Below are 11,085 nucleotides of genomic sequence, written 5' to 3' on the forward strand. Positions count from 1 at the left end.
GGACGGAAGCTCTGCCTCCCGTGGTTCCGGCTCGTAAGCGCGCACGGCACGGAGCAGAATTTGAATGATGCAGTTTTTGATCGTTGTATACAGTCCTAAATATTTTTGCTGTGAGGCGTTGAAGGCTTCCAGGAAAAACGGCATCGCCCTGTACGTATCCATCACGGGCTTCAGCGGCAGCGTCCGCAGCTTCTCAATGCAGTCATGCGCCTCGGCCGCCTCCCACGGATCGGCGTATGGACGCGGCGACTGGCCGGCATCCGGCACCTGCGACAGGTCCCTGATATCCACATGCAGACACAGCTCATCCATCGATTCCTCGGGATCCGCTTCCTGGTAATGGAGCACCTCCGGACCCGTCAGGTAGAACATGCCCTCCTGAAGAGCATAGGGTTCATCCACCAGGATCACCGTTCCCTTGCCGCGCGGTATAAAGTGAAACTCAAACTCGGCATGCTTGTGAAAGGACACGATTTTCCCCGGAGGAAAAGAAGTCAAATGAAAACGTATCACCCGAATCTCATAATTTCCCCAATAGATGCGTAAATCCAGACGCTCCAAAGCATCCTGGCGTCCCTGCATAGTTTCGTATGGAAAATTATTCATCATTGCAGCAACATCCTTATGTCTGATAAGTTCTGTGATGGTTAGCCTTGCAGTTCGTTCAGTTTAACGGCGCGGCGCTCCGCGTTCGACAGATTGGCCGCTTCCATGAGCTTCGTCAATTCGATCGCCATCGCGATGTTTTCATCGGCAGTTGTGCCTTGTTCGATATGGCTGATCCACTGCTCAAACGCGCTTTCGCGGTTGGCCGGAACCGGAATCTCGACCCAGGCATCCTTGTATTCCTCATTGCGGGTCGTACGAAGCAGCAGCTTGCTGTCCGGCGTTCCGAACAGGATCGTTCCTTCAGTGCCGTGCACCTCCACGGTAAACGGCGAAAAGTTGTTCACGAATCCGGCTTCAACGACGCCTACTGCGCCTGATTTCGTAGACAAAGTCGCAACCGCGTTGTCTTCCACTTCTTTTCCGGTTATGTATCCAAATTGCGCGCTCACGTCCACAGGCTCTTCTCTCAAGAAAAGTCGCGTCAAATACATTGGATGGCAGCCAAGATCGATCAGGGCGCCGCCGAGCGTCTCTTCCTTCTTATAAAAATGCGAAGGCAGCCAATTGGCCGTCGCCCCGTTGTGGGACAGGCGCACGCGTACATAAGTTACCTTGCCCAGGAGCTCCTGGTCCAGAAGTTCCCGAATCGCCAGCGTATAGCCGTCGTTCAGTCTGGGAAGGGATACGGTCAGCTTCACGTTATTTTTCTCCACAGCCGCAATAATGTCGTTGACCTCGCTCAGCGTTGCGGCAATAACCTTTTCCGTAAAGATATGCTTGCCGGCTTCTGCGGCTTTGATCATGACTTCGCGGTGCATGTTCGTTGGCGCATCCACGATGACCCCATCGATATCGTCACGGCTGAGCATTTCATCCAATGAAGCGTAAAAAGTTACACCCTGCTTATCAGCGGCTTCTTGCCCACGCTCCGGATTTTCGTCCCACACAGCCACGATTTCCGCACCCGGATGAGCCTCAGCTTGTTTCGTATAGTCCCATGCATGCACATGCCAATAGCTTATTTTACCGATTCTGATCATATCCAGCGCTCCTCAGTATTTAATATTAAGACATCATGCCCTTAATCTAACACATGAAAAACCGTTAATACAGTATAATATTACGACAATTTTATATAAAATCGCGCCGCAAGAAAAACCTGGTCTTAAGACGGGTTTCCGCCCCAACCGGAGACGGTTTTGTTCCGGCAAAAATTTGCGTATCATGGGAATACAAGTTCTTCTGGACTGTTAAGAAATCGGGCAGACGGCTTAATACTTTCTTAAGCTTTCTGTTCATCCGTTCTTAATCTTTGCTAATTAAAATAGAAAGCACAAGTACAATCACGATAAGGAGATTCTTATGGATGTGCTGGGATATATCGAGCGGCTGTTCGGACAGTACGGATATTGGGTCCTGCTTCTCGGACTTCCGCTTGATGCCATCGCCTTGCCGATCCCGCCAGGCAATACGACGCTTACCTACACCGGGTATTTGTCCTATAAAGGCGTACTGGACCTACTTCCGGCTCTAGGTGCCGCCTACCTCGGCTCCATCGTCGGGCTGACGGTTACTTACGTGCTAGGGTACAAGCTGGGTCAGCCGCTGATTGAGCGTTACGGGAAATGGCTGTTTCTCAAACCGGAGCATGTGGAAAAGACTGCCAGGGTATATCACAAATACGGCAACAAGCTGCTGCTGTTCAGTTATTTCATTCCGGGAGTCAGGCAGTTTATCGGCTACTTTACAGGGATCATCCGCATCCCTTACCGCACCTTCGCCTTGTACGCCTACACGGGATCCGCGCTCTGGGTTACCGTATTTATCGGGATCGGCTACATTTTCGGCAATCAATGGCAGCTGGTCTTGACCTGGACGGAGCATTTTTTGAAATACGTCGTGGCCGCCGTGTTCGCCATTCTGGCCGTATACGTTTACCTGAAATGGCGCAAGCGTACTAAGGTTCATTCGAGGCAATGAGGCAATAGGGTAAAAAAAACACATTTTTGAGGAGGACCGATGCATGATCATCACCCGTTATATGGAGCAGGCGCACGGCTGGGACCGGCGCGTATTCCACTGGATTAACCGCACTCAGAATCCGACCATGCTCCATGCTGCGCTGCGCATGCTGACCCACCTGGGCGGCGCGCTGTTTACGATCACCCTGACGCTGTCCGTGGCGCTGTTTGCTCCCGAGCCGTGGCGGACGACGAGTCTGCAGAGCTTTGCCGCGCTGGCCATCAGCTTTTTGATTACGACCCTGATTAAACGCAAGGTCCAGCGGATTCGACCCTACCTCGCCCTCGAAGGCGTTCGGGTTGGCAAAAACCCGCTGAAGGACCCCTCGTTCCCGTCCGGGCATTCAACGGCCATCTTTTCCATCATTACGCCGTTTTTGTTTATGGGCTCTTGGGTCGCCGTCCTGCTGCTTGTTATGGCACTCATCGTCTGTATTTCCCGGATTTACCTCGGACTGCACTACCCTTCGGACTGTCTGGTCGGCAGCTTCGTCGGCAGCATGACGGCAGTGCTCACTGTCGCCGTGATCAATCTATGAGTTTATATGAAGTATAAAAAGTGCAGTCCGCTGGGGACTGCACTTTTTTTTGCGCTGCCGTTATGACTGCCCGCGGCGAACCGAGCCACTGCCGATTCGGCTGCTTATGCCATCAGACGTGGAAGAATTGTCCCGAGCGGACTTCCTTTACATAACCAGCGCGGATGGTAAAGTCACCGAAATGCTCGCCGTCCCGGCGTTCCTTGGCATAATGGAAAATAATCTGCTTCAGGGAATCCAAAATTTCGGCCTCGCCGATATTTTCCTTGTAGAGTTTGTTGAGCCGTTCTCCGGCAAATCCGCCGCCGAGATACATGTTGTATTTGCCCGGCGCCTTGCCGATAAAGGCGATTTCCGCCAGAGCCGGTCTTGCGCAGCCGTTCGGGCAGCCTGTCATCCGGATGACGATTTCTTCTTCACGGAGCCCCGCTTCCTCCAGGATCGGCTCGATTTTGCCGAGCAGCGTGGGCAGGTAGCGTTCGGATTCAGCCATTGCCAGACCACAGGTCGGCAGGGCCACACACGCCATCGAATTACGGCGCAGTGCCGAATAATGGATGCCGTCAGTCAGACCGTACTGCTGCACCAATTCGGTGATCTTCTTCTTTTTCTGGCTGCTCACACTGCCGATCACCAGATTCTGGTTTGGCGTGAGTCTGAAATCTCCGGTATGAACCTTGGCGATTTCGCGCAAGCCGGTCATCAGCTCATACCCTTCCTCGTCCTTGATCCGTCCGTTCTGGATAAAGAGGGTCAAATGCCACTTGCCGTTGCTGCCTTTGACCCAGCCGTACCGGTCGCCATTGCTTTCGAAATGGAACGGTCTTGCCGGCTCCAGCTCCCACCCGAGACGCGCACTCAGCTCCTGGATAAACCAGTCGATGCCGCGGTCGTCAATCGTATACTTGAAACGCGCGTGTTTCCGCACGGCACGGTCGCCGTAGTCGCGTTGGATCGTCACGGTTTTCTCTGCCAGATCGATCACCTGCTCCGGCGTGCAGAACCCGATGACCTGCCCTACCTGCGGGTACGTGGCCGGATCGCCGTGGGTCATCCCCATGCCTCCGCCGACCGAAACGTTGAATCCGGCCAGACGTCCGTCCTCTACAATGGCGATCAACCCGAGGTCCTGCGAAAATACGTCGACATCGTTGGAAGGCGGGATCGCCATGCCGATCTTGAATTTACGCGGCAGGTATACCGGACCGTAGATCGGCTCCTGTTCCACGTCATGATCGTGGCTGTCCACCACCTTTTCTTCGTCAAGCCATATTTCATAATAGGCCCGGCTCCGCGGATCCAAATGGGCACTCAGCTTGCGGGCCCAGTCGTACACCTCCGAATGAATCTCCGACTCGTACGGATTCGGATTGCACATGACGTTCCGGTTCACGTCGCCGCAGGCGGCCAGTGTGCTGAGCAGCGATTCGTTCACCTCGCGGATCGTGTTCTTGAGGTTCCACTTCAGCACTCCGTGCAGCTGAAACGACTGGCGTGTCGTCAGGCGGATCGTCCCGTTCCCGTACTTGTGGGAAATCCGGTCCATCATCAGCCACTGCTGCGGGGTAACCACGCCGCCCGACGCGCGCACCCGGAGCATAAACTGGTAAGCCGGCTCAAGCTTCTGCTTCTGCCGTTCGTTGCGCAGGTCCCGGTCATCCTGCATGTAGCTGCCGTGATGCTTCATCAGCCGGTTATCGTCCTCGGGGATCGACCCGGTGATCGGATCCTTCAGCGTATCCACCAGGCTTCCCCGCAAATAGTTGCTTCTGCGTTTGATATCCTCCACATCGCTGTGGGGCGCGCTGTTTGGTGACATCAAATTGTTATCAGACATGTTTGCTCTCTCCTTCTCGCTTGCCTATCGGATGCGCTTAATAGACATCCCGCTGGTAACGTTTCTCCTGCTGCATGCGAATCATATATTCGGCAGCTTCCTCAGGACTGAGACCGCCTTCCTGTTCAAGGATCGTAATCAGCGTGGAATGGACGTCATGGGCCATTCGTTTCTCGTCGCCGCACACATATACCACAGCGCCTTCCTGCAGCCACTGATACAGTTCCCTGCTCTTCTCCAGCATGCGGTGCTGGACGTAAACCTTCTGATCAGAATCCCGCGAGAATGCCACGTCCATGCGCGTCAGGACACCGTCCTTGAGCCAACGTTGCCATTCGATCTGGTACAGGAAGTCGGTCGCGAAGTGCTGGTCGCCGTAAAACAGCCAGCTCTTGCCTTCGGCTCCGGTCTCTTCCCGCTCGCTCAAAAATGCGCGGAACGGAGCGACGCCTGTGCCCGGGCCCCGGCATCTGCATCGGCAGCAGTCCCGAAGGCTCAACACTGCCCGTCAAGATCTCCATGATCACCTGCGCCTGAACGCCAAAATCGGCTACAATCGCATCCGCTTCGGACTCGAATTCGTTTACCACCGCCGGATTCGAGAGCAGCATCGACACGATGACCGGCTTGCCTTTCATCGCCTTCCTGGTGTCCAGCACCGCGTCCAAATCTGTCGTATTTTGAGGCGTAACGCTTTTCCCCTTATAAGAACGGTTCAGCACGTCTTCCGGACGCGGATCGCCCGCCAAGCTCACTTCCCGTGCATACTCGGCTGTATAAGTCCGGTACTGCAGGCTGATCGGTACATACCCGTTCCCCCCCTGCTCCACGTCCTCCTGGCTGTAACCGAAGCCCGATTTCGGGGAGGCAATGAAGACCAGGCCAAAGTCCGCCTCATCCGGCTGATCCGTCACCGTAAAATATTTGGATACCAGCTCGAGACTGACCGGATACTCCAGCTTCTCCGATGTTTGGTTGCCAAACCAGTCGGTTCCTGCCGGCGTATATCGCTTCGGAATATATACCTTTTTCCCGGCCTTCAGCGGCAGCACCGCATTTTTTATTTTTCAGCAGCACCACAGACTTCAGCTGGGCCTCATACCCCTCGCGCATAAATTCGGCGTTTCCGACAACTCGGGCGCTCGTATCCAGGTCAAGATACGGATTCTCGAACAATCCGAGCCGGAACATATTGACCAGAAGCCGGACGGCGGACTGCTCGAACCGCTGCCGCATCCAGTCTTCTCCGTGCTCGCGCACCCCGATTTCGTAGGCTTCCAGCACCGGTCCGATTTCGTTGTTGCCGCCGAACTGGTCCACCCCGGCCATCAGCAGCTTGTAATGCCGTTCACCGACGGTCAGTTCCTCCACACCCCACGGCTTGCCGCTGAGGAAAGAATCCTTGGCAGGGGACTCGTCGGCCGTAATCATCCAATCGGTGCACACAACGCCATCGTATCCGTACTGATCGCGAAGAAGATCTCCGATCAACCAGGCGTTATAGGAATTGCCTACATTTTCGCCGTTCACGGTATCCTGGTTCGCGGAAATGGTGTAATACGGCATGACGGCCGAGGCTTTGCCCGTCTTCCCGGACAGCTTGAAGGCGCCTTCCGTAAACGGAATCAGATGCTCGCCGAAATTATTCCCGGGATAGACCGCATACTTGCCGCAGCCGAAATGGGCGTCTCTGCCGCCTTCACCGGATCCGCCCCCCGGCCAATGCTTCACCATGGCGTTGACGCTGTCATAGCCCCAGCCTTCCTGAATTTCGCGTTTTCCCTCCGAAGTCTGGAAGCCGTCGACGTACGCCCGGGCCATATCGGCCGCCAGCGCCGAATCTTCCCCGAACGTTCCGTTGAAGCGGAACCAGCGCGGGTCGGTGGCGATATCGATCTGCGGGGACAACGCCGTCGACAACCCCAATGCGCGGTATTCCTTCGAGGCGATCTCCCCGAATTTCCGCGTCACCTCCGGGTCAAAGGTCGCCGCCAGGCCCAAGGTTTCCGGCCACATGGAGATGGCGCCGCCGGAGCCTGCGTTAAACTCCGAACTGGAGTCGGAGCCGTGCCGCGGATCTGAGCTGTTGTTGGCCGGGATGCCGAGGTCGTGTCCTTCGGCAAACGCCTGCACCCGATTATTCCACTTGGCGGCGGTCTCCGGGCTCTCCACAGTGGTAACCAGGATATGCCGCACGTGATCCTGTGCCAGAAAATGAAGCTGTTCATCGGTCAGCTCCCATGGCTTGACGCCGCTCTCTTCAAAGGATTTGCCTCCGTAGGTTGCGGAGAACCAGCCTCCGCTCGCCGCAGGCACCGCTTGATGCCGGCTGTACAGCATCAGACCGGCAATTTGCTCGGTCGTCATCTTGGACGCCAGATCTTTGGCCCGCTCTACAGGCGACAGCCTCCAATCCTCATAAGGATCCAGTTGGCCGTCCCTGCTCAGGTCCTTGAAATAAAGGCCGTCCTGTTCCAGGATCTTTACGCCTGAGGCAGCCGAATAGCCCAGCGTCGGCCCATCGGGATTGTCACATAACGAATTTCTCTATATTTAGCGCAGCTTTTGATTCGACATGTTCTCTTTCCTCCACTCCATCGATCATGATGATCGGGGTATCCGGATTTTGCGGAAGCTTAAAGTTCGGATTATGCTGGATATAGACCGGTAAAGCCGATCCGGGTTCGCTTCGTTCAGCCAGCTGTACGGAGCAGACGCCGTACCGCTCTCTTCCGCGGTTTTCGTAGCGGACGGCCCGGACCGTTACATGCACCTCGTCCGGCGACGCCTTCAGGCTGCTGGCGATCGAATACAGACGGGCCGGAATTTTGCGCAAAATGGCTACGAATTCTCTGGCCGGGATGCCCTTCAGGGAATAATCCTGCACCAGATCGAGCAAATCGCGTTCCTCGATGTAGGCTCTCAGCTCATCATGACCCGATGCGAGCAGTTCGTTCAAAGAACCGTTAGAAATGAGCGCGGCTGTCTTTTCCAGCAAAGGCTTGGTGAGCACCGTGATTTCATAATGGTGGAGCAGCGCTTCGCGCAGCGTAGCCTCATCGCCGTTTTTGTTAACCGGTACAGATTCTTCACCGGACCAGCCCATCGCCTCGATCAATTCATCGACAAGCCGCGGATGGTTTTCCGGGTAGATGCCCAGACTGTCTCCGGGTTCATACTCCAGATTCGATCCCTCCAGCGAAATTTCCAAATGCCGGGTTTCGCGGTCGGAACCGCGGCCGTTCAGGTTGATATTCTCCAGAACCTCGGCCTGGAACGGATTGGTTCTGGAATATTCCGATTCCGCGGATGCGAGCAGCGAATCTGCCGTGACAGGCACGGCCTGCGGTGCAGCTCCGGCTCCTGCTCCGGCAAGCTCGGCAAACGCACTGGCCACGCTGTTGATCCATTCCGCCGCCGGCTCGTCGAAGTCCACGTCGCAATCGACACGCGGAACGAGCCGCTTGCCGCCCAGTTCTTCCAGCCGCTTGTCAAAATCCTTGCCTGTCTGACAGAAGAACTCATAGGAGGTGTCTCCAAGCGCCAGTACAGAGAACGGCATGCCTTCAAGCTGCGGCGCCCGCTTGCTGTGCAGAAATTCATAAAAGGATATAGCGTTGTCCGGCGGATCCCCTTCGCCATGCGTGCTGACCAGAATCAGCAGGTTTTCCACCTTTTTCAATCCGTTCGGTTTAAAATCGCTCATCGAAGAAAGCTTGACCTCAAAGCCCTGATCCTGCAGTCTCTTGGTCACCTTCTTGGCCAACGCCCCGCAATTGCCGGTCTGCGACCCGTACAGGACGGTAACCTCTTTCGGCGCAGCCGGTGCCGTGCTTACCGGAGACGCAGCCGGCGCATTTGCGGCAGCCGCAATAGGGGCGGTTCCCAGCACAGCGCTACCCGTTACGGCGGCCGCTGCGATATATCCGCTCAACCAGATGCGCTGGGCATCGGTTAATGTGGGCAGCAGACGGTTGAGCAGCTCGACCTGCTCTTGGTTAAAAGGGCTGTTCGTTACTTGAAGTTCCAACAAATATCCACCTCGCGTAGCATGCATTAGTGATAATTCCTAGTAGATTACTCATATTTTCTCTCTTGAACCTATCACAGCAGGGGGGAACGGTCAATTAGAATGATCTTATAGGTTTTATCAGCTTTGCTGATAAAGTGGCTTCGTGCCGATTATTCCTCTTGAAACCGCTGTTAGATGATAAAAAAGGCCCGACCGTAAAACAAGCCGGGCCCTCCAAACGAAGGAATAAAATTCAATTTACATATGACAAATTTTCTCGCGGATCAGATCCGTTACCAGCCGATCCGGAGACCGGTCTCCCCGCCCAACCTTCATCCGGTTGCACAGCACTGCCACGGCAAGGCCGTTCGACGGATCGGCGTATCCGATCATGCCGCCCAATCCGGCATAACCGAAAGCCGCCCAGCCGCCGCCCATGGCATCACCGTCTTGGCTAAGCGAGTAGCCCAGCCCCAACCGAACGGGAGCGAGCGCAACTTCGTCGATCCCTTCAAATTGCAGCTGTGCTGCCTCGGTTATGGTGGCCGGCTTGAGCAGGCGTCTGCCATCCACGCCCTCGCCAATCAGTGAAGCATACATGCGCGCCAACGCCTGAGCATTTGCGACGGCATTGACGGCTGGTACGGCTGCCGAATGGAAGCAAGCCGAGTTCCACTCCGGATTGGCAACCGGAACCAGGGCCGGAGGCAGCACCCGCTTGAACAGCATGTCATCGGGCATGGAAGCAATAGGTACGGCTTCGCCGCTAATTTCGGCGATCCGGGTTTCCGCTTCCGCTGGGGCCCCTAAATACAGATCCCTCTCCATTCCTAATGGCTTGCAGATCTCGTCCTGAATGATCTGGCCAATCGCTCGGCCATCCGCTCTGGCGGCCGTTTCCCCTAGAATCCACCCAAAGGTCATGCCGTGATAACCTGCCTTGGTGCCAGGTTCCCAGATAGGTTGTAACTGTTCCATCTCGTGCACCATCGCTTGCCAGTTGGTAACCAGCTCCATATCCGCGTGCGCAGGCATCAAAGGAACTCCTGCCGTATGAGTCAGGACCTGGCGGAGCGTAATCCGTTCCTTCCCATTCGCCCCGAACTCGGGCCAGTAATGAGAAATCCGCTCATCATACGCCAGCTTGCCCTGCTCGGCGAGAATATGAATCGCCGTGGAAATCACACCTTTGGAGCAGGACTGCATCACGAAGAGCGTATCCGGATGGACGGGGTTTTGTCCTAAGGCATCGGCGCTGCCTGAAAAAGCATTCACCACCAGTTCACCGTGCCAGTAGGCTGCGGCTTGGAATCCTGCACCGATATCGTCTTTCGCAAGTTCATCCAGCAGCCGCTGGACCTGTGTTTGAAGATTGATGAAATGCTGACGTTTGTTTATCCATGGATTGGTCAATGCATTCAACTCCCTTATTATTTAAAATGAAAAAATAAGGTGCAAAGCCCATCCAATAAAACGTCCTGAGGGCGAACTGTTAAACTGATCGTCCGCCCATGCAAAGGTTCGCCCTATGAATAGGCTTTGCATGAGCCGCTTGGCATACTGGCAAATTGATTTGCCATCGAGATCGACCGCCTTTCTGCTTGGAATTGTAGCAGAGAACTCCGGCCGCCTCAACGCCAAAATTAAATATAGCCAAACTTTATAAAGACACGGAAAACATAAACTTGAGTCTAATCAAGCAGCTATTGAGGGGTGCCACTGCGCCAACGGACGTTCGGCGTTGAAGGTCCGAAAAAAAGCCCGCTTCATCAGCGGGCGATCCTTAGCTATTGTGCACTTTTCGTGATATTTATTCTTTTCGCGGGAGGGAATCTACTATTTATATTTGTCGAGGATTCCTCTCAACGCTTCATTGCTTCAACGCTTCCGGTATTTCCGCGTTCGCTCGTCTTCGATAACGCCAACCCAATTCAAGCCAAAGCCAAAATCGTACGTGTTGCCATCAGAGTCCACATGGCATTCCATATCATGAGCCACATCCTCCAGCTGCTCCTCAACCGTCTTCATATGGGCCGGCATCTGCATCGGCAGCAGTCCCGAAGGCTC

At 55.0% G+C, this 11,085-nt stretch carries 6 protein-coding genes and 4 pseudogenes; 2 read left to right on the forward strand and 8 right to left on the reverse strand.

Annotated elements, in window-relative coordinates:
- On the reverse strand, positions 1 to 609 hold a 609-nt coding region (locus CPT76_RS39660; protein WP_258168433.1), incomplete at its 3' end, for a cupin domain-containing protein.
- A gap of 38 nt (positions 610 to 647) precedes the next feature.
- Entirely contained in the window at positions 648 to 1,649 is a 1,002-nt protein-coding gene (locus tag CPT76_RS14130; RefSeq protein WP_105443360.1) for a Gfo/Idh/MocA family protein, read from the reverse strand.
- Between the two features lie 322 nt (positions 1,650 to 1,971).
- On the opposite strand from CPT76_RS14130, the gene CPT76_RS14135 reads away from it, so the two are divergent.
- Positions 1,972 to 2,589 carry a DedA family protein gene (locus CPT76_RS14135; RefSeq protein WP_105443361.1) on the forward strand — a complete coding sequence of 206 codons (618 nt, stop codon included), beginning with the start codon at positions 1,972 to 1,974 and terminating at the stop codon, positions 2,587 to 2,589.
- 43 nt (positions 2,590 to 2,632) lie between these two features.
- Positions 2,633 to 3,169: a phosphatase PAP2 family protein gene (locus tag CPT76_RS14140; protein WP_244879237.1), complete on the forward strand. Its 537-nt coding sequence runs from the start codon at positions 2,633 to 2,635 to the stop codon at positions 3,167 to 3,169.
- A gap of 112 nt (positions 3,170 to 3,281) precedes the next feature.
- Here the strand turns inward: CPT76_RS14140 and cysI are convergent, their stop codons facing one another.
- The 6 genes and pseudogenes from cysI to CPT76_RS14170 all read right to left on the reverse strand — a co-directional run.
- Positions 3,282 to 5,006 (reverse strand): assimilatory sulfite reductase (NADPH) hemoprotein subunit, encoded by a 1,725-nt coding sequence (gene cysI, locus CPT76_RS14145; RefSeq protein WP_105443362.1) that lies wholly within the window; start codon positions 5,004 to 5,006, stop codon positions 3,282 to 3,284.
- Positions 5,007 to 5,043: 37 nt separating this feature from the next.
- Positions 5,044 to 5,469: pseudogene (locus CPT76_RS14150) on the reverse strand (sulfite reductase [NADPH] flavoprotein alpha-component); the annotation flags it as partial.
- Positions 5,414 to 7,535: pseudogene (locus CPT76_RS14155) on the reverse strand (glycoside hydrolase family 3 protein); the annotation flags it as partial. The pseudogenes CPT76_RS14150 and CPT76_RS14155, both read right to left, overlap by 56 nt.
- Positions 7,536 to 7,605: 70 nt before the next feature.
- Positions 7,606 to 9,036 (reverse strand): annotated as a pseudogene (locus CPT76_RS14160) (diflavin oxidoreductase); the annotation flags it as partial.
- 240 nt (positions 9,037 to 9,276) lie between these two features.
- A complete protein-coding gene (locus CPT76_RS14165) occupies positions 9,277 to 10,431 on the reverse strand; it encodes a serine hydrolase domain-containing protein (protein ID WP_258168434.1) in 1,155 nt (384 codons plus the stop codon).
- A 465-nt stretch (positions 10,432 to 10,896) separates the two neighbouring features.
- Positions 10,897 to 11,085 (reverse strand): annotated as a pseudogene (locus CPT76_RS14170) (glycoside hydrolase family 3 C-terminal domain-containing protein); the annotation flags it as partial.

It is taken from the genome of Paenibacillus sp. AR247 (genome assembly GCF_002968895.1).
GTDB lineage: Bacteria > Bacillota > Bacilli > Paenibacillales > Paenibacillaceae > Paenibacillus_AQ > Paenibacillus_AQ favisporus.